This window comes from Streptomyces sp. NBC_00285, from assembly GCF_036174265.1.
In the GTDB taxonomy this organism is placed as follows: domain Bacteria; phylum Actinomycetota; class Actinomycetes; order Streptomycetales; family Streptomycetaceae; genus Streptomyces.
In genome coordinates this window covers 1,551,479-1,572,045 of the sequence record NZ_CP108055.1, presented here as the reverse complement: position 1 = coordinate 1,572,045, position 20,567 = coordinate 1,551,479, and the positions used below count along the sequence as shown (strand labels likewise).

Annotated in this window: 20 protein-coding genes; 13 read left to right on the top strand and 7 right to left on the bottom strand. The window is 71.7% G+C overall.

What is annotated here, in order from left to right; genetic code table 11:
* Positions 1–26: 26 nt before the first annotated feature.
* Positions 27–485: a hypothetical protein gene (locus tag OHT57_RS07195; RefSeq protein WP_328745206.1), complete on the top strand. Its 459-nt coding sequence runs from the start codon at positions 27–29 to the stop codon at positions 483–485.
* 33 nt (positions 486–518) lie between these two features.
* Here OHT57_RS07195 and OHT57_RS07190 read toward each other — a convergent pair whose 3' ends face one another.
* Positions 519–1,199 (bottom strand): TetR/AcrR family transcriptional regulator, encoded by a 681-nt coding sequence (locus tag OHT57_RS07190; RefSeq protein ID WP_328745205.1) that lies wholly within the window; start codon positions 1,197–1,199, stop codon positions 519–521.
* 97 nt (positions 1,200–1,296) lie between these two features.
* Between OHT57_RS07190 and OHT57_RS07185 the strand changes: the two genes are divergently transcribed.
* On the top strand, positions 1,297–2,169 hold the full coding sequence (locus tag OHT57_RS07185) for a patatin-like phospholipase family protein (protein WP_328745204.1): 873 nt from the start codon (positions 1,297–1,299) through the stop codon (positions 2,167–2,169).
* A gap of 24 nt (positions 2,170–2,193) precedes the next feature.
* Positions 2,194–3,369 carry a cytochrome P450 family protein gene (locus OHT57_RS07180; RefSeq protein WP_328745203.1) on the top strand — a complete coding sequence of 392 codons (1,176 nt, stop codon included), beginning with the start codon at positions 2,194–2,196 and terminating at the stop codon, positions 3,367–3,369.
* On the opposite strand, the gene OHT57_RS07175 is transcribed toward OHT57_RS07180, so the two are convergent.
* Positions 3,349–4,626, bottom strand: coding sequence for an SWIM zinc finger family protein (locus OHT57_RS07175; RefSeq protein WP_328745202.1), 1,278 nt, complete (start codon positions 4,624–4,626; stop codon positions 3,349–3,351). The genes OHT57_RS07180 and OHT57_RS07175 overlap by 21 nt on opposite strands.
* Positions 4,623–7,394, bottom strand: a complete 2,772-nt coding sequence (locus OHT57_RS07170; protein ID WP_328745201.1) for a DEAD/DEAH box helicase — start codon at positions 7,392–7,394, stop codon at positions 4,623–4,625. Before OHT57_RS07170 ends, OHT57_RS07175 begins: the two co-directional genes overlap by 4 nt.
* A 306-nt stretch (positions 7,395–7,700) precedes the next feature.
* Here OHT57_RS07170 and OHT57_RS07165 point away from each other — a divergent pair, with 306 nt between their 5' ends.
* Together OHT57_RS07165 and OHT57_RS07160 are read left to right on the top strand one after the other, a co-directional pair.
* Positions 7,701–8,759: a fatty acid desaturase family protein gene (locus tag OHT57_RS07165; RefSeq protein WP_328745200.1), complete on the top strand. Its 1,059-nt coding sequence runs from the start codon at positions 7,701–7,703 to the stop codon at positions 8,757–8,759.
* 300 nt (positions 8,760–9,059) lie between these two features.
* A complete protein-coding gene (locus OHT57_RS07160; RefSeq protein ID WP_328745199.1) occupies positions 9,060–9,242 on the top strand; it encodes a hypothetical protein in 183 nt (60 codons plus the stop codon).
* Positions 9,243–9,296: 54 nt separating this feature from the next.
* Here OHT57_RS07160 and OHT57_RS07155 read toward each other — a convergent pair whose 3' ends face one another.
* Both OHT57_RS07155 and OHT57_RS07150 read right to left on the bottom strand, forming a co-directional pair.
* Positions 9,297–10,184 carry a hypothetical protein gene (locus OHT57_RS07155; protein WP_328745198.1) on the bottom strand — a complete coding sequence of 296 codons (888 nt, stop codon included), beginning with the start codon at positions 10,182–10,184 and terminating at the stop codon, positions 9,297–9,299.
* Between the two features lie 136 nt (positions 10,185–10,320).
* On the bottom strand, positions 10,321–10,617 hold the full coding sequence (locus OHT57_RS07150) for a hypothetical protein (RefSeq protein ID WP_328745197.1): 297 nt from the start codon (positions 10,615–10,617) through the stop codon (positions 10,321–10,323).
* Between the two features lie 596 nt (positions 10,618–11,213).
* Between OHT57_RS07150 and OHT57_RS07145 the strand changes: the two genes are divergently transcribed.
* Positions 11,214–12,569, top strand: coding sequence for an NAD(P)/FAD-dependent oxidoreductase (locus tag OHT57_RS07145; RefSeq protein WP_328753137.1), 1,356 nt, complete (start codon positions 11,214–11,216; stop codon positions 12,567–12,569).
* Positions 12,570–12,837: 268 nt separating this feature from the next.
* Here OHT57_RS07145 and OHT57_RS07140 read toward each other — a convergent pair whose 3' ends face one another.
* The gene (locus OHT57_RS07140) at positions 12,838–13,437 is read right to left on the bottom strand and encodes a class I SAM-dependent methyltransferase (RefSeq protein WP_328745196.1); all 600 of its coding nucleotides are present in this window, start codon (positions 13,435–13,437) and stop codon (positions 12,838–12,840) included.
* A gap of 153 nt (positions 13,438–13,590) precedes the next feature.
* On the opposite strand from OHT57_RS07140, the gene OHT57_RS07135 reads away from it, so the two are divergent.
* The 5 genes from OHT57_RS07135 to OHT57_RS07115 all read left to right on the top strand — a co-directional run bounded on the left by OHT57_RS07135 (position 13,591) and on the right by OHT57_RS07115 (position 18,571).
* Positions 13,591–14,364, top strand: a complete 774-nt coding sequence (locus OHT57_RS07135) for an MHYT domain-containing protein (protein ID WP_328745195.1) — start codon at positions 13,591–13,593, stop codon at positions 14,362–14,364.
* A gap of 61 nt (positions 14,365–14,425) precedes the next feature.
* Positions 14,426–16,966 carry a sensor histidine kinase gene (locus OHT57_RS07130; protein ID WP_328745194.1) on the top strand — a complete coding sequence of 847 codons (2,541 nt, stop codon included), beginning with the start codon at positions 14,426–14,428 and terminating at the stop codon, positions 16,964–16,966.
* Positions 16,963–17,400: a roadblock/LC7 domain-containing protein gene (locus OHT57_RS07125; RefSeq protein WP_328745193.1), complete on the top strand. Its 438-nt coding sequence runs from the start codon at positions 16,963–16,965 to the stop codon at positions 17,398–17,400. The genes OHT57_RS07130 and OHT57_RS07125 overlap by 4 nt, the downstream gene beginning before the upstream one ends.
* A 22-nt stretch (positions 17,401–17,422) precedes the next feature.
* Positions 17,423–17,836 (top strand): DUF742 domain-containing protein, encoded by a 414-nt coding sequence (locus OHT57_RS07120; protein WP_328745192.1) that lies wholly within the window; start codon positions 17,423–17,425, stop codon positions 17,834–17,836.
* Positions 17,837–17,965: 129 nt separating this feature from the next.
* Complete coding sequence (locus OHT57_RS07115; protein WP_328745191.1) at positions 17,966–18,571, top strand: GTP-binding protein; 606 nt, start codon at positions 17,966–17,968, stop codon at positions 18,569–18,571.
* A 41-nt stretch (positions 18,572–18,612) separates the two neighbouring features.
* Here the strand turns inward: OHT57_RS07115 and OHT57_RS07110 are convergent, their stop codons facing one another.
* Positions 18,613–19,041, bottom strand: a complete 429-nt coding sequence (locus tag OHT57_RS07110; protein ID WP_328745189.1) for a PPOX class F420-dependent oxidoreductase — start codon at positions 19,039–19,041, stop codon at positions 18,613–18,615.
* 94 nt (positions 19,042–19,135) lie between these two features.
* Between OHT57_RS07110 and OHT57_RS07105 the strand changes: the two genes are divergently transcribed.
* Both OHT57_RS07105 and OHT57_RS07100 read left to right on the top strand, forming a co-directional pair.
* Complete coding sequence (locus tag OHT57_RS07105) at positions 19,136–19,549, top strand: roadblock/LC7 domain-containing protein (protein WP_328745188.1); 414 nt, start codon at positions 19,136–19,138, stop codon at positions 19,547–19,549.
* 133 nt (positions 19,550–19,682) lie between these two features.
* On the top strand, positions 19,683–20,567 hold the full coding sequence (locus OHT57_RS07100) for a DUF6397 family protein (RefSeq protein WP_328745187.1): 885 nt from the start codon (positions 19,683–19,685) through the stop codon (positions 20,565–20,567).

Genomic DNA, 20,567 nt, shown 5'->3' with positions numbered 1-20,567 from the left:
ACCGGTTCGAGGCGACTCTGGACGGTATGGCCATGCCGCCGGTACCGCCCCAGCCGCCCGGACCGCCGGGTGACACGCCGCCTCCGGGCGGTGGCTTCGGACCACCCCCCGACGACTTCGGGCGCAAGGGTCCGAATCCCTACGGCGGTCTGCCGCCGACCCAGAGGATGGGTTCGGTCGGCGACCCTGGGGGGCCGCCGCGGGGCCCGAGAAGGCGCCGCAGCCCACTGATCGCCCTGCTCATCGTGATCGTGGCCGCCGCCACGGTGGCCGCCGTGATCCTCATGTCGTCGGGGAGCAGCGACTCACCGGACAAGAAGCCGGCGCCCGCCACCAGTACGAGCCAATCTCCGAAGCCGTCGTTCAGTCTGCCCTCGCAGCTCCCGAGCGAGTTGCCCAGCGAGCTCCCGTCGCAGTTCCCGAGCGACATTCCCAGCGAGTTCCCGAGCGACCTGGAATCGCTGGTCCCTTCCCTGCTCGGGTGACGCGGACGCGCGTGTGCCGTGCCGGATGTGCGTTCACTCAGGGGAGCTCCGGGGTGCCCGATGCGGTCCAAGCCCTTGGAGGACGTCCCCGAGTTCGCCCGCTGTGAGTGCGGGGGAGGGGAGGGTGCTGGTGACCGGTGAGGCGCGCAGACCGTCGAGGAGCAGGGCCAGCGGACGGCGCCAGGCCTCCGGGGCGACGGTGGTGGCCAGGGAGGGGACGGCGCGCCCCAGCGCGGCCAGTGCGAACAGGACGTCCTCCGTGGTGACGTCCGCGCGGACGCTGCCCTGCTCACGGCCGCGGGCGAGCAGCAGGTCCAGGGTCGCCCGGTTGTGGGCGTGCACGGCCCCCAGCGAGTCGACGCCTTCGAGGTGGGTGGTCATCAGGTCGTTCGTGCCACGATCGGTGGCCAGGACGGCGAACACGGCGTTCAGGTAGCCGGTGAGTCCCTCCCAGGGGTCTATGGCGGTCCTGGCCTCCTCGCCGGCGGCCATGGTGCCCGCCAGCGGTTCGCGGAAGACCGCGTCGACCAGAGCGGCACGGCTCGGGAAATGCCGGTAGAGCGTGGCGTTGCCCACTCCGGCCCGCCGCGCGATCACGTCCAGAGCTGCTTCGAGCCCCTGCTCTGTGAACACCTCGTGAGCGGCCTCGACCAGCAGCTCCCGGTTGCGTCGCGCGTCGCGCCGTCGAGCCGGTGCCGTCGCGTCGTTCGTCATGTTCGCCCCTCCGTTACCGGGGAGCACTCCCCGGTAGTGATGCTATCGTCGGCCTAGAAGTGGGGAGTAGTCCCCATTTATTTGGGAGGGGTGGCACATGGGCAGTACCGCGCTTGTCCTGGGCGGGGGCGGGCCCGTCGGCGGAGGTTGGATGACGGGAGTCCTCGCGGGCCTGTGCGACGCGGGCGTCGATCCGGTCCGCGCGGACGTCGTGATCGGGACCTCGGCCGGTGCGATCTTCGGTTCGCGGCTCCTTGCCGGTGAGTCCGCGCGTGAGCTGTACGAACGCCAACTGGCCGGCGCCGACGGGGTGGACCTTCGTGTCACTCCCGCCCAGACGCTCCGCTTCCTGTGGGCCGCGCTGGGTGCCCGCGACCCGGAGCGTTCCGTGCGACGTCTCGGACGAGCCGCGTTGAAAGCCCGCACGGGCCCCGAGTCCGACGTGTACGACGCCCTCGGCCCCCTGCTGCGTGGCGTACGGGACTGGCCCGGCCGCGGGCTGCGGATCACGGCAGTCGACGCTCTCTCAGGGCAACTGACGGCCTTCGGCGCCGACTCCGGCATCTCGTTTCTCGAAGCGATCGCCGCGAGCTGCGCGGTCCCCGTGGTCTGGCCTCCCGTCACGGCGGCAGGGCGCCGCTGGATGGACGGAGGCAGCCGTTCCACGGCCAACATCCACCTCGCGTGCGGCCACGGCCATGTCCTGGCCATCGCCCCGATCCCCACCGCAGTGGGTCCCCATTCCAGTGCGGGACAGCAGGCGGCGACGCTCACCGCCGAAGGTGCCCACGTCACCCTCGTGACCCCGGACCACGCCGCACGCCGGGCCATGGGACGTGACATGACGTCCGACGCGCGCCGCCCCGCGGCCGCCCGGGCCGGCCATGCCCAGGCGACGGCACTCGCGGGGTCGGTGCACGAGGTCTGGCGCGACGAACGACGCAGACCGGCCGGGACGACACAGGCCTGAGGACCGCGATCGAAAGGAATCACCATGCCCGCGCCCACCCTGGAGGAACTGGCTCCGGACGGCCACGACCTGGCGTCGAACCCGTACCCCGTCTACGCCGCGCTGCGGGCCGAGGGCCCTGTGCACCGCGTGCTCGTCCCAGGAAGCGGCGAGAGCTGGCTCGTCGTCACGCACGACGCGGCGAGGGCCGCGCTGACCGACCCGCGCCTGAGCAACGACATCCGCCACTCCGCGTCCTGGCAGGGTGACGGCGGACACGCCATCGGCCGCAACATGCTCCAGACCGAGCCCCCGCAGCACACCCGGCTGCGCCGAGCGGTGGCGGCCCGCTTCACGACCGGGAGCATCGCCGCACTGCGCCCGCGGATCGAAGCCGTAGCGCTGCGACTCCTCGACGCGCTGCCGGAACAGGGAACGGCTGACCTGGTCACCCGGTACGCGCTGCCGCTGCCGGTCACGGTGATCTGTGACCTTCTGGGCATACCCGCAGACGATCGCGCGGTCTTCCACGCATGGTCCGACGAACTCGTCATACCCACCTCGCCCGAGGCCGCGAGCACCGCCGCGGCCGCACTGACCGGGTACCTCGCCGACCTGATCTCGCCAAGCCGTGCAGAGCGGGCGACGGGCCTGCTCGGCGACCTCGCGACAGCCGCCGACCTCACCTCCGAGGAACTCCTCGGCATGGCCTTCCTGATCCTCGTCGCGGGCCACGAGACGACGGTCGACCTGATCTCCACGACCGTCCACGCGCTGCTCGCCCACCCGGACCAACTCGCCCTGCTCCGTACCGAGCCGGCCCTCACCGAGGCCGCCGTGGAGGAGTCCCTGCGCTACAACTCGCCTGTGCACGCCACGGCGTTCCGCTTCGCCGCCCGACCGCTCGACATCGGCGGCACCCGGATCGAGGCGGGCGATTCCGTGCTGGTCTCGCTCGCCGCCGCCTCCCGCGACCCGCTCCGCTTTCCCGAGCCCGACCGCTTCGACGTACGGCGCCCCGCGCGTGGGCACCTGGGATTCGGCCACGGCCTGCACCACTGCCTGGGAGCCCCGCTGGCCCGCGTGGAGACGGCCGTCGCCCTGCGCCTGCTGCTGCGTCACCGGCCCACTCTCGCCTTCGCGACCGATCCCGACACGCTGACCTGGCGCAGCAGCACCCTTCTGCGTGGCCTGGCCGAACTACCGCTGAGGTTCGGCTGAGGCAAGCTCAGCCGAGGCCAGAGCGGTCGCCGGATCCAGGGCGGCCGGACCCGCCGGCAGCCAGCGTCCCTGTTCCCTCCGGTACGGCCACCACCGACCGTCCCGTCCCAGACGTATCTGGGTGCGGCCCCCGCTGACCGTCCACCGGTTGCCGGCCGGCTGCAGCGGTGGCCTCTCGTCCTCGTCCCAGGCCGAGTCAACAGCGGCACACGCGCGTACGTGTGTCTCGCGGTCGGGAGCCCAGTGCTCCTCCAGCACGGACAGCGCCGCCGCACCACCGAGGCCCCACGCACGTGTGGCGTCCGCCAGGGTTTCCGGGCCGCGCCCCGACCCGTCGGCGAGCCGTCGTGTGACGTCCTGGTCGGGCGCGGCCACGGCAAGCCGCACCGCGTCCTGAGTGGCGGTCAACTCGGTGACGTGGACAGGGTGTTCGGGCAGCGGCCGGAGAGCCTCCGCGAGCAGCCGATGAGCCTCTACGGCGGTCCTGGCCGCCAGGTGACGGACCGCGGCCGGGTCCACTCCCGGTCCCGGCGGGGCCTCGGTGTCCAGCGAGGGCGGCAGACCGGGCTCCTGGGGCAGCTCGGCGGCTGCGGGCAGCGGCGGCAGGATGCCGCCCGCCACGTAGGCCTCGGCGGCATCGACGCCTTCCGTCTCCGCGGCGGCCGCAGGCTCCTTTGTGGAGGTGACGCTGCGGGCCTGCAGGGCGTCCAGGAGCGCGTGCTCGCCGCGTCCGCGCATCAGCAGCAGCACGAACGGGTCCTGGTCCAGCAGGCGGGCCACCTGATAGCAGAGGGCCGCCGTGTGGCCGCAGTGGTCCCACGCACCGCAGTCGCACTCCGGTTCCAGATCGCCCAACCCCGGCAGCAGTTCGATGTCCGCGGCGGCCGCGTCCTCTACCAGATGGGGCGGCATCTCCCGGTCCAGCAGCGCGGCGACGTGCCCTGCCCGTTCGGCGGCCATGTCGAGGAAACGGTCCCATTGTTCGGCCGACAGTTCGGCCAACAGGACATCGGCCCGGTGCGCGCTCCGGTCGCGGTCCTGGACGACGGCAGTGATGCGTCCGGCGCGTACCGATACTGCGCCCACCGCACCCCGGCGCGCGAGGCTGCGGCCCGTCTTCACCTGCGCCGAGTCCACCGCCGCGTCCTCCAGCGCCCGCAGCCAGGCCCGGCCCCACCAGGTCTCGGCGAAACCCCGCCCGTGCGCGGGCGGCAGCGCCGCGAACGTGCGCTCCGCGCCGGCGTCATGTCCCGTCATCGCGCATCCCCTCGCAGTTCCACCAGATCGGCCAGCTCCGCGTCCGTCAGCTCGGTCAGCGCCGCCTCGCCGGCACCGAGCACCGCGTCCGCCAACTGCCGCTTGCGGCGCAGCATGTCGGAGATGCGGTCCTCGATGGTCCCTTCGGTGATCAGCCGGTGCACCTGCACGGGGCGGGTCTGGCCGATGCGGTACGCGCGGTCGGTGGCCTGCGCCTCGACGGCCGGGTTCCACCAGCGGTCGTAGTGCACGACATGCTCGGCCCGCGTCAGGTTCAGGCCGGTGCCCGCCGCCTTCAACGACAGCAGGAACACGGGCACTTCACCGTCCTGGAACCGTTGCACCATCGCCTCGCGCCGGGAGACCGGCATCCCGCCGTGCAGGAACTGCGAAGGCAGACCGCGCGCCGCCAGATGACGCTCGATGAGACGGGCCATGCGCACGTACTGCGTGAACACCAGGACGCTCGCCCCTTCGGCGAGGATCGTGTCGAGGAGCTCGTCCAGCAGCTCCAGCTTCCCGGAGCGGCCGACGATCCTCGGCTGCTCCTCCTTGAGGAACTGCGCGGGGTGGTTGCAGATCTGCTTCAGACCCGTCAGCAGCTTCACGATCAGTCCGCGCCGCGCCATGCTGTCCGCCCCGGAGATCTCCGCGAGGGTCTCGCGCACCACCGCCTCGTAGAGCCCCGCCTGTTCCGGGGTGAGGGACACAGCACGGTCGGTCTCGGTCTTCGGCGGCAGCTCCGGGGCGATTCCCGGATCCGCCTTGCGTCGCCGCAGCAGGAAGGGGCGCACCAGCCGGGCGAGACGCTCCGCGGCGGCCGGGTCCTGACCGCTCTCGACGGCCTGGGCGTACCGGGTGCGGAAGGCGCCGAGCCGGCCCAGCAGACCCGGCGTCGTCCAGTCGAGGATCGCCCACAACTCCGACAGGTTGTTCTCCACCGGGGTGCCGGTGAGCGCCACACGTGCGTGTGCCCCGATGGAGCGCAGCTCCCGCGCGGTCGCCGAGTAGGGGTTCTTCACGTGCTGCGCCTCGTCCGCCACGAGCATGCCCCAGGCCACCTCCGCCAGCCGGGACGCGTCCAGGCGCATGGTGCCGTACGTGGTCAGCACGAACTCCCCGTCGGCCAGGCCGTCGAGCTCGCGCCGCGGACCGTGGAAGCGGCGCACGGGCGTACCCGGTGCGAATCGCTCGATCTCGCGCTGCCAGTTGCCCATCAGGGATGTCGGGCAGACCACGAGAGTGGGCCCGGCGGTGGCCCTGTCGGTCTGCCGGTGCAGATGCAGCGCGATCAGCGTGATCGTCTTGCCGAGTCCCATGTCGTCGGCCAGGCAGCAGCCGAGTCCCGCGGAGGTCATGCGGGCCAGCCAGCTCAGGCCCCGGCGCTGGTAGTCCCGCAAGGTGGCGGCGAGGGCAGCGGGTTGGGGGACGGGCTCCTGGGATTCCGGGTCCGCGAGGCGGTCCCGCAGGGCAGCCAGCCACCCAGTGGGCTGCACGTCGACCCTGTGGCCGTCGACGTCGGCGGAGCCTGTCAGGGCGGCGCTCAGAGCGTCGACGGGTGTCACCTTGTGGTCCTGCCGGGCATGGGCGCGGCGCACCTCGTGCGGGTCGACCAGCACCCACTGGTCGCGCAGCCGCACGACAGGTCGATCGGCTTCGGCGAGCCGGTCGAGTTCCTCGCGCGTCAGCTGGTGGTCCCCGAGCGCGTAGGACCAGTCGAATGCGAGCAGTGCGTCGGCGGACAGGAACGACGGAGCGGCGGAGGAAAGCTTCGCCATGTCGTCGGGCGGACCGACGGTCGCGCGCGTGGTGAGCTTTCTGACCAACTCCTTCGGCCAGTGCACCCCGACCCCGACGTCGGCGAGACCCCGGGTACCTTCGCCCAGCAGGTCGGTGACCTCCTCGTCGGCGAGTTCCACGGCATCCGGCACCGAAGCCGAGAGCAGCGGGGTGAGCGGCGGCCAGGCGCGTGCCGCCCGGCGCAGGGCGAGGAGAACGTCCCTCCGCGCGCGGGAGCCGAGGACGGTTGATCCTGCCCACACGTCGGCGGCGTCCGCGACGATGGTCGGATCGCTGACGCTGTGCGCCTGAAGAACGGCCCGGAAGGAGGGCGCCCCGTCAGCGGCCGGGCTGTGCGCCTCGATCCGCAACGACACGCGCACGCCCGCGTCATGGCCCGCAGCGACGTCCGCCGCCCACGCGCGCTGCTCGGGCAGGTGTTGCGGTTCCTGAGCGGCGTACGCGGGCCCGCCCGTCACGAGAGGTGCCGCGGGCGAGCGGGGCAGGGCGTCGGCGACCGCGTCCAGGAAGGCGCGCAGCAGTTCCTCCGGCTCGGGCAGTCTGAGTGGCTCGTCGGCGTTCAGCGGTACTGCATGCGCCTCGGGCGGCATCGCGGCGGCGAGCCGACGAAGGCGCTCGACGTCCGCCGCGCCCAGCGGACCCATGCGCCACGCGTCGTGGTCGGTCCCGGACAGTCCGGGCAGCAACAGCCCGCGCGCCACGCACTGCAGGGCCAGCACGGCCGCCGAACCCCAGAACACCGTCGCCCGGTCCCCGTGTGCGGAGGCACGCGCGCGTGTGAGGACCGGGAGGGACGCGCGGACCGGCAGCAGCACCGCGGGCAGGCTCAGCAGTTCCACACCGCCGTCGCCGGGGACCGCGAGCGGCAGGTCCTCGAGCGTCCCCGCGGCCACGGCCGGAGGCGGAGTGCCGTCGGGCCGCCAGAAGGCCACATGGCCGGTTCTGGCGGGGTCCCCGGGTACGAACACGGCACAGCATGAGGCGAGTTCGGAAATCTCGGACGGTGATACCGCAGGGAATCCCTGGACAGAGATCGTGGTTCTCCTCAAACTTGACTAGTTCGTCGGAGTGGTCGAGGATACAGCACCTCTCGGGCTTGCGAGGTAGCAGAAGCGTGACGTGGTTCACATTCTCGCAAGGGTGTTGTCAACCCCCTGCGTGGCACGGTGCTGACCCCCGTACGTACACGGGGGGTCGCCGCATGGTCGCGACAGGTCACCGGTTCGTACGTTTGCTCAGGTCAGCACGTTTCCTGAGAGAGCCGGAGCCCGGACATGTCCCAGAGTGCCGCGACCGTCGCACCCCAACCGCGCGGTACGTCCGGTTCCCCACCCGGCGGAAGCGAGTTCGCCCCCCTCCTCCGCGAGGTGAAGTCGCAGGGGCTCCTGGAGCGCCGCCAGGACTGGTACGCCCGGGCCATCACCGTCAACGCACTCGCCCTCGCCGGCCTCGTCACGGCCGTCGTCCTGTCCGGAGACTCCTGGTGGACGCTGCTGCTGGCCCCGCTCCTCGCCGTGTTCTCCGCCCGCACCGCCTTCCTCGGTCACGACGCGGGCCACGCCCAGATCACCGGCGACAGGGCGAGCGGCCGGGCCATCGGTCTCGTGCACAGCAACCTGCTGCTGGGGATGAGCTACTCCTGGTGGAACCGCAAGCACAGTCGCCACCACGCCAATCCCAACCACATCGACAAGGACCCCGACGTCGTCGCGGACGTCCTCGTCTTCACCGGCGAACAGGCGAAGGTACGCACGGGCTTCAGGCGCTGGCTCACCCGCCACCAGGCCTGGCTCTTCTTCCCGCTCACCCTCCTCGAAGGCGTCGCCCTGAAGATCCAGGGCTTCCGGGACCTGCGCCGGCAGGAGCCGGGGGAGCGCGCCGTGGAGGCCACCCTCCTGGTGAGCCATGTCGCCGCCTACGCCACGCTGCTGCTGACCACCATGTCCCCCGGCAGGGCGCTGGTCTTCGCGGCGATCCACCAGGCGCTGTTCGGCCTGCACCTCGGGATGGCCTTCGCGCCCAACCACAAGGGCATGGAGATGCCCGACCCGAACGGCGAGTCCTGGGGCCACCTGCGCCGCCAGGTGCTCACCTCCCGCAACGTCCGGGGCAGTGCCCTCACCGACTGGTTCCTCGGAGGCCTCAACTACCAGATCGAACACCACCTCTTCCCCAGCATGCCCCGGCCCCATCTGCGGCTCGCGCAGCCGCTTGTGCGCGCGCACTGTCGAGATCTGGGCATTCCCTACGCGGAGACCGGACTCGTCGACTCCTACCGACAGGCGCTGAGCCACATGCACGAGGTGGGTGAACCGCTGCGGGCCGACCGCTAGGGAGCGCTTCGAAGGTCCCGCCGGCCCGCCGGTGCCTGGCACGCATGTCCGCCGGATTCACCCCGGTATACGCGGTAGCGGGTCACTCCTCCGCCTTGCGGATCGCACGTACCGGCCGCCGTCGGGCCCGTCCTACGGGCGGACGGCGCTACTTTCGAAGCACGTCCCGGGAGACACGCATCCGGGATGTCTCAGGGCGTGGTCTCAGGGATGTCTCAGGGTCGCGCTTCGGAACCACAGACAGCGCGGGTCCGTTTCTCTGGACAGAGAGCGGCATCCGCCGCGAAGGAGGCGACGCACATGTCGAAGAACGCGAAGATCGCCGCGGGGGGTGTGGCAGTCGGGCTTCTCCTGTTGATCTGGCTGCCCTGGTGGGTCGCCCTACTGATCGTCCTGGGAGTCCCGGCCGCCGCATACCTCACACTGGACCCCTCACAGCGGCGCAGGCTGCGCCGCGTCACCCGCAAGGAAATCGGCCGCTGACCACCCGCGCACCGGCCGGGCAGCACACAGGCCCGACCGGTGCGCCGCAGCGGTTCAGCTGGGCCGAACGGCCATCTTGTCGAGCGCTTCCAGCAGTCCCGGCAGCTCCGGTCCCCGGCCCACCGGCAGGACCTCTCCGGGCTCGTCGTCGAGCAGCACGAACGCGATGTCGTCGGTCCTGGCCACCAGCGACCACCCGGGCCCGTCGGCACGCAGGGTCCGGGCGTCGCCCGACGCGAAGGACGAGCGGACGCGGCCGAGGGGCGGCGAGGTGTCCACATAGGCGCGGGCCTCCGCGAGCACCCGCCGAATACCGCTGTGGCCCTTGGGCGTCTCCGTCTCGGCCTCGCCCGCGCCCTTGCTGTCCGAGACGTCGTGGTCCGTGACCTCGCCGTCAGGGCCGTTGCCGTCCCCGGCGGACCCGCCGTTCGGTCTGGGGAAGGCCGCGTCGTCGATCTGCTCGCGCCACATCGCCCACTGGAGCGCGATCTCGTCGGCCCCCAGGCGTCGCTGGGCGGCGCCCCACGTGGAGGTGTCCGGCGGCGACAGGGCGGGGCCGTCGGCGGTCTCCGGATCGGGGTCGTGCGGCGCCGGCACGCCGGGCGCGGCGACGGCGACCGCCAGGGGCCAGCCGGGCAGCGCGGCCACGACGGTGTGCTCGTCGGGCGACAGGTCGTACTCCATGCCGCAGTCCCAGGACGCGATGGCGACGGCGACCAGTGAGACGTCGTCGATGACGACCGTCCACCGGGCGCCACCGCCGTCCTGGCCGATCACCAGGCCGTACCCGTCGGCGAGCGGTGCCAGACCGAGCGCCGCGCAGGCCTCCGGATAGTCGTCGCCCAGCACGCTCGGGAACTTCGCCGGCGTCAGCAGCACCGCCGTCAGCACATAGAGCGCGTCGTCCGCGGCGGCGACGGCGTCCTCGTCCGTCCCGGCCATCCCAGCCTCCCGATAGGTTCGTCCAACGGCGCGCACCCTAGTGGGTGGGGGAGGCGCTTGTCACGATTCCCAAGTGCACCCGGAGCTGCAGTTTTCCGCTTGGACGGGGGCGAATCGACCATGCCTTGTCATCCGGTCAGGCTGTCGGTAGCCCGAGGAGCGCCCGTGCCACCGTACGCGGAGACTCGTCGCGTTCCCGCGCGAGGGCGATGACGGCCCGGCACGCGAGCTCGTTGACCCCGAACGACAGCGCTTCCGGGGAGACCCAGGCCGAGGCCTCCTCGATCCGGTCCTGGTCGTCCTCCGCGCAGGCCGAGACATACGCGGCGGCGGCCTCGAACAGATTGTGCGAGCGGGTCTCCCGGCCGGTGTGCTCCTCGATCCGCATGGAATCGACCAATCTGGCACTGGACTTACGGATCCTGCCCCACATGTCGATCACCTTCCCCCTGAGTGATGTGGTCCCACCGAACGTTCGTCTTCTGCTATCCAAAATAGAGTTGGAGGCCTGACGGCAGAAGGGGGCAGTCCGGCGAGGGGGGCCGGCGACTTGTACGGAACCTTGGCCGGACGCGTCGCGGATCGTTCGGCGGGGAGGGTCGCGTACGTCCTCGCGGCCTGGATGTTCCTGCCCCAGCCGTCGCCAATGCCGGCGTGCCGGCCGATCCCGACGCCGTCCAGGTCGCCGTCACCGGACGCTTGCGAGGAGCCGCATTCCCGCCTGCGGGCGCCTCCACGTCGGTCGGCCTCGCCCACGTCGTACCGTCGTCGCCGCTCTCGAACACGAGCAGGTATCCCTAGGTCGCCGACGGCCGGACCGTCACCGTGACGCGGTGGCCCACGAGGGGCCGCCGGAGCGAACGGGTCGGGCCGTTGCGGAAGGGCCGGAACACGGTCAACTCTGCTCGCCGGACGGGATACTTGTGTCTCTCACGACGAGGCGACCAAGGGAGCGGATCGGTGAACTCAGCCGTAGGAACGGGCCGTTGGGGAGAGAGCGGCGGTCGGGGCGGGCGGCACGCGGTCGTCGTGGGCGGAAGCCTCGCGGGGCTCCTCACCGCGCACGTACTGGCCGGGTACGCCGACCGGGTGTCCATCGTCGAGCGCGACCGGTTCCCGGACGGGACCGGGGCCCGGCCCGGCGTACCGCACGGCCGGCATCCGCACGTCCTGCTGCAGGGCGGGCAGGTGGCCATGGAGTCGCTGCTGCCGGGCTTCCTGCCGGAGCTGCGGGCGGCGGGGGCGCCGAAGGTGGGGATGCCGTCGGACATGGTGCTGTGGCAGAACGGCCGCTGGTTCCGCCGCTCGCCCGCGACGACGCACATCTACACCGGTTCCCGGGCGCAGCTGGAGGCTCTGGTGCGGCGGCGGGTTCTCGCCCATCCGGCGGTCAGCGTGGTGGAGGGGACCGATGCCGTCGGTCTGCTCGGCGACGCGTCGCGGGTACGGGGCGTGCTGCTGCGGGACCGCGCGGACGGCGTCGGCGCGGAACACCGGGCCCTGGAGGCCGACCTGGTCGTCGACGCCTCCGGCAGCGGCACCAAGGCACCGCAGTGGCTCACGGCGATCGGCGCCGAGCCTCCGCAGGAGGAGATCATCGACACCGGGCTCGCCTATGCCTCCCGTGTCTACCGCGGCAGGAAGGGCGTCCTCGACGGCGAGACCGTCGGTTACTTCGTCTACCCCGGCCCCGACCAGGTCCACGGCGGCGGCGCCCTGCCACTGGAGGACGGTAGCCACCTGGTCATCGTCTCGGGGCTGCGAGGAGACGAACCGCCCACGGACGACGACGAGTTCGAGACGTACACCAAACGGCTGGCGCATCCGCTCCTGGACCGGTGGATCGAGGAGGCCGAACCCCTCACCCCGGCCTTCGGTTACCGGCGGACCGCGAATGTCCGTCGTCGCTACGACCTGCCCGGCCGCCACCCGGCCGGATTCATCGCCACCGGCGACGCGCTGTGCACCTTCAACCCGATCTATGGGCAGGGCATGGCCATCGCCGCGATGAGCGCGGTCGCCCTGCGTGACGCGCTGGCCGAACGGCGCCGGACGCCCACCACGCGGCGCGTGCAGCAGAGGGTCCTTGCGGCGTCCACGCTCGCCTGGGACATCTCCGCCGGGGCGGACCGCAAGATGCCGGGCGCGGTCGGCACCGCCGTCGCCGACGGGCCCGCGGACCGCGTAGCGGGGTGGTATCTGGGCCGCGTCACCGAACGGTCCCCCGGTGACCCGGTCGTGGGTCGGGCCTTCCGCTCCGTGCTGACCCTCTCCGCGCCCGTCACCGCCCTGTTCGCGCCACCCGTGCTCCGGGCCGTCCTCTTCCGTCCGCCCGGCCCGACACCCACCGAGCCGCCGACCACGCCGGAGGAACCGGGCCACTGAGCCCCACCGGCCATCGACGGCCCCTGCCATGCACCACCGCGCGGTGGGCGTCGCGTGAAGCCGTCAGTCGCCGAGTGCCGTGAGCGTCTCCCCGCAGCCTGCCGGGTTTCCATGGGGTGCGGGCAGCAACTCGCTCGGCGCCTGGGCGGAGGATGACGTCGTCGCCCACGCGCGCGTGACCTCGAAAAGGTCCGCTCTCTGTGGGCGGCGACGACCGGCCGCCGGCCCGCGCGCCCCCTGCGCGGGTTGCCGCGACGGGTGAGCGCGGTCAGTCCTCGCGGACGGCCAGGGCGAGGAACCGGGCGTCCTCGTCGACGTACGACGTCATACGCCACCCCGAACCGGTCAGCAGGGCGCGGAGGTTGGATTCCGCGCGCAGGTCGTCCGGGGTGATCTGCCGCCCCTGACGGGCGGCGAGCGCCGCCCGGCCGATCGGATGGAACAGGGCCAGGACACCACCCGGCCGCACCACACGGGCCAACTCGCGCACATTCTCGGCCGGTTGAGGCAGATGTGAGATCAGGCCCGCTCCGAAGACGGCGTCGAGCGACCGGGAGCGCAACGGCAGCGCGGTCACGTCGGCGAGGAGCAGCCGTCCGTCCCGGTCCCTCCCGGCCCGTACGGCGGCTTCCAGCATGGCCGAAGTCAGATCCGCACCCATGACCACTCCGGACTGCCCCACGGCCGCACGCAGGGGCGGCAGGGCCCGCCCTGTGCCGCAGCCGGCGTCGAGCACACGGTCGCCCTCCCGCAGCCCGAGGCCGGCGACCGCGGCGGCGTAGGCCGGACCGTCGTCCGGGAATCTGCTGTCCCAGCCGGCCGCGCGGGCCGAGAAGAACTCCTGGACATGCGTGTGGTCGTCACTCATGTTCCGCATGATCCCCCACCGACACGGATGGGAGCCCCTGCGCACACGTTCGAGCGTGACGCGATCGTTCAGGTACACCTCTGCGTCATATTCCAACACCTTTCGAAATGCGCCCTCTGTGGGTACCCCTGACCGGACTAGCGTCCCCTGGCCATGGGACACCTGGACCACGCAGCCCTGGGCTGGCTGACGCCCACACTTTCGTACGTCATGGCCTGCATCGGCTCCGCGCTCGGCCTGCGCTGCACCGTCCGCGCGCTCGGCGCGACCGGACGATCGCGCCGCAACTGGCTCATCACCGCCGCCTCGGCCATCGGAACCGGGATCTGGACCATGCACTTCGTGGCCATGCTCGGCTTCAGCGTCAGCGGCACCGACATCCGCTACGACGTGCCACTGACCATCGCGAGCCTCCTGGTCGCGATGATCGTGGTCTCCGCAGGCGTCTTCGCGGTCGGCTACAGCCGTGACCGGGTCCGCGCGCTCTTCCTGGGAGGACTCACCACCGGCCTGGGTGTGGCGAGCATGCACTACCTGGGCATGGCTGCCGTGCGGCTGCACGGAGACGTCGCGTACGACCCGGTGCTCGTCGGCCTCTCCGTCCTCATCGCCGTCGTCGCGGCGACGGCGGCCCTGTGGGCGGCGCTCAACATCAAGTCGCCCGTCGCCGTCACCATCGCCTCCCTGATCATGGGGGCCGCGGTCAGCAGCATGCACTACACCGGGATGTTCGCGGTGAGCGTGCGGGTCGCGCCCTCCGGCGACGTCCTGCCCGGAGCCACGGCGATGCAGTTCATCTTCCCGCTCGCCGTCGGCCTCGGCTCCTATCTGTTCCTGACCTCGGCCTTCGTCGCACTGTCACCCACCACGGGAGAACGCACGGCCTCTGCCTCGGCCCAGCGGACGGTCGAGAACGTCCCCTCCTAGGAGCGGATCCGAGCCCCGGACGGCCCCGACCACACCCCGACCACTTCCGAGCGAGGAGGCCATGCGTACACCGCGTAGGACCCCCACCCCCGGCGCCGAGACGCCGCCCACGACACCCGCGCGCGGTCGTCGCGCCCATGCCGGGCCACCGGCCGACGAAACCCGGGACGACCCGCTGGACCCGGTGCCGGAGGACATACCTGCGCGTGCGGGACAGTGGCGGATACGCCCCCGCACGGTCCGCGCCAAGATCGTCTGTCTGCTCATGGTGCCCGTCGTCTCGCTGCTCGCCCTCTGGGCGTACGCGACCGTCAGCACCGCCCAGGACGTCGCCCGGCTGCGGCAGTTGCAGCACGTGGACGACGCCGTCCGCTCGCCCGTCACCGACAGCGTGACCGCGCTGCAGGCCGAGCGTGCCGCCGCGGTCCGCTACGCGTCCGACCCGTCCGCCGCACAGGGAGACGAGCTGCGCAGGCTCGCCGGACGCACCGACCGGGCCGTGGCACGGCTGCGACTCGGCGACGACAACACCGTCGCCGACAGCGAGGAACTGCCCGCCGGGGTCGCCCAGCGCCTCGACGCCTTCGTGACCGGCGCCGAGCGACTGCGCTCCTTGCGCACCGCCGTGCTGGACCGCAGCTCCGGCTGGGACGAGACGTACGGCCGCTACACCAGGACCATCGCCACCGCCTTCGCGGTGGACGGTGCCCTCACCGGCATCCAGGACGCCGACCTCGGCTCCGACGCGCGCGTCCTGCTCGAGTTCTCCCGCGCGGGAGAGTCACTGGCCCAAGAGGACGTCGTGCTGGCGAGCGCGCGCCAGGCCGGCGTCCTCGCCGGAGAAAGGCTGCGACTGTTCACCGGCGCCGTCGACACCCGCCGGGCCCTCACCGAGGGCGCCGTGGTCGACCTGCGCGGCTCCGACCGCGCCGCCTGGCAGAAGATCGCAGGCAGCGGTGCCTACGCCACCGTGACCGCCGCCGAGGACCGGACGCTCGCCGCGGCACCCGGTGTCCGCGCCGTCGAGTCGACGCCCGAGGCCACCTGGCAGGCGGCACACACGCGTGTCCAGAGCGGCATGCGGAACGTCCAGCAGGCGGCGGGCAGCGGGGTCGCCGACCGCGCCGACCCGTTCACCCGGGGACTTCTCACCCCGGCGGGCGCCGCGGTCCTGCTCGGCCTCGTCGCCGTCGCCGCCTCCCTCGTCATCTCCGTGCGCATCGGACGCGGCCTCGTCATCGAACTCGTCAGCCTGCGCAACAGCGCCCTGGACATCGCCCGCCGCAAACTCCCCGAGGCCATGGAGAGGCTGCGCGCGGGCGACGAGATCGACATCCGGTCCGAGGCCCCGCCCGGGCCGCCCGCGGAGGACGAGACCGGCCAGGTCGCCGAGGCCCTTGGAACCGTGCACCGCGCCGCACTGCGGGCCGCGGTGGAGCGCGCCGAACTCGCCAGCGGCATCTCAGGGGTCTTCGTCAACCTCGCCCGCCGCAGCCAGGTCCTGGTCCACCGCCAGCTGAGTCTGCTCGACAGCATGGAACGCCGCTCCGACGACCCCAACGAACTGAGCGACCTCTTCCGGCTCGACCACCTCACCACCCGCATGCGCCGCCACGCGGAGAGCCTGATCATCCTCTCCGGAGCGGCACCAGGCCGTGCCTGGCGCATGCCCGTGTCGCTGACCAACGTGGTCCGCGCGGCCGTCTCCGAGGTCGAGGACTACGCACGCGTGGAGGTACGCCAACTGCCCGACGCGTCCGTCGTCGGCGCGGCGGTCGCCGACCTCACCCACCTGCTGGCCGAGATCATCGAGAACGCCGCCCAGTTCTCACCGCCCCACACGCGCGTGCGGGTCACCGGCGAGCCCGTCGGCAACGGCTACGCCATCGAGGTCGAGGACCGCGGTCTGGGCATGGGCAACGAGACCCTCGCGGAGGCCAACCGGCGCATCGAGCAGTCCGAGGCGCTCGACCTGTTCGACAGCGATCAGCTGGGCCTGTTCGTGGTCAGCAGGCTCGCGGCCCGGCACGGCATCAAGGTGCACCTGCGCACCTCGCCCTACGGCGGCACCACCGCGGTCGTTCTGCTGCCCACGGCACTGCTGCACGTCAAGGCGGCGGAACGTTCCCCCGCCAACGCCGTGACCAGGGAACGGTCCATGGAACGCGAGTACGCGCGCGTGCCCGCCGCCCAACGGGACCAGGAGTCCGTTCCCGCCCCGGCCGAGCGGCCCGCGCTGGTGGCTCCCCACAGGGCCGTAACCGACAGGGGATCGACCGACAGGGGATCGACCGACACACCGCCCTCCGGAGTCACCGCCTTGCGTCTGCACCGACCTCCCGACGAGCCCGAGGACTCCGACGAACTCCCCCGCAGGGTGCGCCAGGCGAACCTCGCTCCCCAACTGCGCGCACAGCGCCCTGAGGAACCGGCTTCGGCGACCGCCCGCCGGGACGACGACGGCCGTACCCCGGAGGTCGTACGGGACCGGATGGCGGCCTACCGGGCCGGCTGGGCGCGTGGGGGCGGCCGGCAGCCGGGCCGCGCCGCCACCCCAGATTTCCCAGCGGGCAGAGACAGCAGTGAAGGAGACCGAGGATGATCCAGGATCCGAGTATGAGGGCCGCTCAGAGGTCCGGCGAACTCGACTGGTTGCTGGACGACTTGGTGCTGCGCGTGAGCGAGGTACGACATGCCGTGGTGCTCTCCAACGACGGCCTCGCGGTGGGCGCCTCGACGGACCTGCGCCGGGAGGACGCGGAACATCTCGCCGCCGTCTCCTCCGGCTTCCACAGCCTCGCCAAGGGCGCCGGCCGGCACTTCGGGGCCGGGGGAGTGCGCCAGACCATGGTCGAGATGGACGACGGCTTCCTGTTCGTGGCCGCCGCGGGAGACGGTTCGTGTCTCGCCGTCCTCACCGCCGTGAACGCGGACATAGGCCTGGTCGCCTACGAGATGGCACGGCTGGTCAAACGGGTCGGCGAGCACCTCTACACGGCGCCGCGCGTGGGCGCGCGACCGCCCGCAGCCGGATGAGAGGGAAGGGCGGTCGGCACACATGACCGACGACATGACGGGTGGCCCGCACGAACAGGGCAGTCAGTGGTACGACGGGGAGGCGGGGCCCCTGGTCCGCCCCTACGCGATGACGGGCGGACGCACCAAACCCGGCCCCACCGGGGTGCGTTTCGACCTGATCGCCCTCGTCACCCTGAACGCGAGCGCGCCCAACATCGGCGACGACTCGGCGCTCGGGCCGGAACACCGGGCCCTGATCGACCTCTGCCGCCCGGAGACGCAGTCGGTGGCAGAACTCGGCGCAGGCGCAGATCTTCCCGTCGGTGTCGTCAGGGTGCTCCTGGGAGACCTCCTGGAGCTCGGCTGTGTCACCGTCAGCCGCCCGGTGCCCCCCGCGCAACTGCCCGACGAACGGATTCTGCGCGAGGTGATCGAAGGGCTTCGGGCGCTGTAGATGAACGTTCAGAACCGGGCAAAAAGTGGTCCAATCCCCCAAAGGGGAGCTCCAGTTGTCATGATGCTGATTTCGCGACCCCGCATGGACGTCGCCGCCCGTTGCCGACCCTCCCGAGAGAAGTGAACGATGGTCTCCGAGAACTCCGACGCCCAGGACGGCGAGACGACCGCCCTCGCGCTGAAGATATTGGTCGCCGGCGGTTTCGGCGTGGGCAAGACCACCCTGGTGGGCGCGGTCAGCGAGATCAGGCCGCTGCGCACCGAGGAACTGCTGAGCGAAGCGGGCCAGTTGGTGGACGACACCGACGGCGTGGACCAGAAGGTCACCACGACGGTCGCCATGGACTTCGGGCGCATCACCATCCGCTCCGGACTGTCGCTCTACCTCTTCGGCACCCCGGGCCAGGACCGCTTCTGGTTTCTGTGGGACGAGTTGTCGCAGGGAGCCCTGGGTGCCGTGGTTCTCGCGGACACCCGGCGGCTGGAGGACTGTTTCCCGGCCGTGGACTACTTCGAGCACCGGCACATCCCGTTCGTGGTGGCCGTCAACTGCTTCACCGGCAGCCGGACCTACGGCGCCCATGACGTGTCCCGCGCCCTCGACCTGAATCAGGGGACACCCGTGGTCCTGTGCGACGCACGGGACCGTGACTCGGGGAAGGAGGTGCTGATCCGCCTGGTCGAGTATGCCGGGCGGATGCACACCGCCCGGCTCCTCGACTCGGTGGGCTGACCCGGACCCGGACCGTTGACCGGGGCCGGGTCACCGGCACGTCACGCCGCGACGGCCTTCTCCGCCAGCACCCTGTCGATCGTCACGCGGACGAGGAGTTCCCCGGGAACGCCGTTGCGGGCGCCGAACTCCTCGGCCCGCTCCTCGCCCATGTACCGAGCCCCTATGCGGCCCGCCCAGTGCCGGACCTCGTCGAGATCCTCCGATATGCGGGCCCGGCCCTGGAGTACCACGTAGTCGAAGGGCGGCCGGTCGTCGTCCACGCAGAACGCGACGCGCCCGTCCCGCACGAGGTTGCGCCCCTTGACGGTGGCCTTACCGGTGTTGAACACCAGGTCGTCACCGTCGAGCACGAACCAGACCGGGGCCACGTGTGGGCTCCCGTCGGCCCGGACGGTCGACAACTTACCGGTGCGGGTGCCGTACGAAACGAACGCCCGCCATTCCTCATCGGTCATCTTCTGTGCCATGTCCCCATTCTCCTTGCCCCGTTGACGGTCGTGGGGAAGGCTTGCGAGGAGATCCTCCGGGCAGGGGGAGACGTCACACGGGGAGACGGGACACATGCCGGAGAAGCGGAGCCTCGGTTGGCTCCTGGACGACCTGACCGAGCGTGTCCACCATGTGCGGCACGCACTGGTGCTGTCCAACGACGGGCTGGTCACGGGCGTCAGCACCGGTCTGCGCCGGGAGGACGCGGAACATCTCGCCGCCGTCTCGTCCGGACTGAACAGCCTCGCCAAGGGCTCCGGGCGCCACTTCGGCGCGGGCCAGGTACGGCAGACGATGGTCGAGTTCGACGAAGCAGTGCTGTTCGTCACCGCGGCGGGCACCGGCAGCTGCCTGTGCGTGCTCAGCGGCGCGAGCGCCGACATCGGCCAGATCGCCTACGAGATGACCCTCCTCGTCAACCGAGTCGGCGAGCACCTCGACGTGGACGCCCGCAGGCCCGAGCGGAGCCCGGCGACCGACCTCTGACCTCTGACCTGCGTGTTTTGCTGCCCCCATGGAGTTATCCACAGGCCCGTCGCGCATCCCGCCCCACCGGCTACTTTTGTGTCACGGCGAACGCACACAGCGTGAGCGACGACTCCATGGGGGAGAGCGACACATGTCCGGAAGCCTGATCACCCAACGCCGCCACCAGCCCTACGCGCCCAGCCGCGCCGCAAGGGAACTGGGCCTCAAGCGAAGCGAGTTCGACCTCGCCGTGCACCTCGGGCAGATCCGGACCGTCCCCGACGAAGGAGGCGGGGGCCGGCGCGTCACCCACTCCGAGCTCGACCGGCTGCGCGAGTCGGAAGGCTTTCCCGACTCACTGCAGCGACGTGTACGCGTCGTGGGCACCACCGAGGCCGCGGAGGTCATGGACATCCCCGCCGGCAGGTTCACCCGCCTTGCCCGTCTCGGCCTCTTCTCACCGGTGCGCTTCTATCTCAACCGGTACCGAGCCGTGGTGTGGCTGTATCTGGCCGAGGAACTGGAGCAGTTCACGGAAGTCGAGGAGAACACCCGGCTGCTGACGGCACGGCGAATGCCCGAGGGCCTGCGCGACATGCTCGACGCGGGCGTGGACCTGCGCGCCCGCAACTGGCGCCAACGCCACCGTGGATTCCTGCTACGCCTCGCCGAAGGCCCCTGGGAGAGCGCCGGAACCCTCGCCGCCTTCCTCGACCCCGCCCAGATCGCGGAGCTCGTCCCGGATCCCTACGAGCGGTCCCACCTGGGCCGCTTCCGGCCCGGACCCCCGGCCGGCGGCGCACAGGGCTCGCCTGCCGCAAACCTCATCGAGAAGATCATGACAGCGGACCACCCGGACGAGATCGAGTGGCTGCGGACCGATCTGGCCCGCGCACTGGAAGATGCCCGAAGGCTCCGGCCCGCGCCACGCCCCACGACCGGGCGGACTTCCCCCGGCCGGCCGCGGGACACGCCGACACCACCGGAGGAACCTGCTCGCGGCCTGCTGGGCTGGCTCCGGCGCAGAAGCGCCTGA

What these genes read in the sequence shown, in the direction of transcription:
- OHT57_RS07150 (WP_328745197.1), bottom strand. Translation starts at nt 10,617, where the DNA reads ATGTGGGGCAGGATCCGTAAGTCCAGTGCCAGATTGGTCGATTCCATG.
- OHT57_RS07135 (WP_328745195.1), top strand. Translation starts at nt 13,591, where the DNA reads ATGGGACACCTGGACCACGCAGCCCTGGGCTGGCTGACGCCCACACTT.
- OHT57_RS07190 (WP_328745205.1), bottom strand. Translation starts at nt 1,199, where the DNA reads ATGACGAACGACGCGACGGCACCGGCTCGACGGCGCGACGCGCGACGC.
- OHT57_RS07185 (WP_328745204.1), top strand. Translation starts at nt 1,297, where the DNA reads ATGGGCAGTACCGCGCTTGTCCTGGGCGGGGGCGGGCCCGTCGGCGGA.
- OHT57_RS07130 (WP_328745194.1), top strand. Translation starts at nt 14,426, where the DNA reads ATGCGTACACCGCGTAGGACCCCCACCCCCGGCGCCGAGACGCCGCCC.
- OHT57_RS07175 (WP_328745202.1), bottom strand. Translation starts at nt 4,626, where the DNA reads ATGACGGGACATGACGCCGGCGCGGAGCGCACGTTCGCGGCGCTGCCG.
- OHT57_RS07160 (WP_328745199.1), top strand. Translation starts at nt 9,060, where the DNA reads ATGTCGAAGAACGCGAAGATCGCCGCGGGGGGTGTGGCAGTCGGGCTT.
- OHT57_RS07120 (WP_328745192.1), top strand. Translation starts at nt 17,423, where the DNA reads ATGACCGACGACATGACGGGTGGCCCGCACGAACAGGGCAGTCAGTGG.
- OHT57_RS07125 (WP_328745193.1), top strand. Translation starts at nt 16,963, where the DNA reads ATGATCCAGGATCCGAGTATGAGGGCCGCTCAGAGGTCCGGCGAACTC.
- OHT57_RS07100 (WP_328745187.1), top strand. Translation starts at nt 19,683, where the DNA reads ATGTCCGGAAGCCTGATCACCCAACGCCGCCACCAGCCCTACGCGCCC.
- OHT57_RS07195 (WP_328745206.1), top strand. Translation starts at nt 27, where the DNA reads ATGGCCATGCCGCCGGTACCGCCCCAGCCGCCCGGACCGCCGGGTGAC.
- OHT57_RS07140 (WP_328745196.1), bottom strand. Translation starts at nt 13,437, where the DNA reads ATGAGTGACGACCACACGCATGTCCAGGAGTTCTTCTCGGCCCGCGCG.
- OHT57_RS07180 (WP_328745203.1), top strand. Translation starts at nt 2,194, where the DNA reads ATGCCCGCGCCCACCCTGGAGGAACTGGCTCCGGACGGCCACGACCTG.
- OHT57_RS07110 (WP_328745189.1), bottom strand. Translation starts at nt 19,041, where the DNA reads ATGGCACAGAAGATGACCGATGAGGAATGGCGGGCGTTCGTTTCGTAC.
- OHT57_RS07155 (WP_328745198.1), bottom strand. Translation starts at nt 10,184, where the DNA reads ATGGCCGGGACGGACGAGGACGCCGTCGCCGCCGCGGACGACGCGCTC.
- OHT57_RS07165 (WP_328745200.1), top strand. Translation starts at nt 7,701, where the DNA reads ATGTCCCAGAGTGCCGCGACCGTCGCACCCCAACCGCGCGGTACGTCC.
- OHT57_RS07115 (WP_328745191.1), top strand. Translation starts at nt 17,966, where the DNA reads ATGGTCTCCGAGAACTCCGACGCCCAGGACGGCGAGACGACCGCCCTC.
- OHT57_RS07105 (WP_328745188.1), top strand. Translation starts at nt 19,136, where the DNA reads ATGCCGGAGAAGCGGAGCCTCGGTTGGCTCCTGGACGACCTGACCGAG.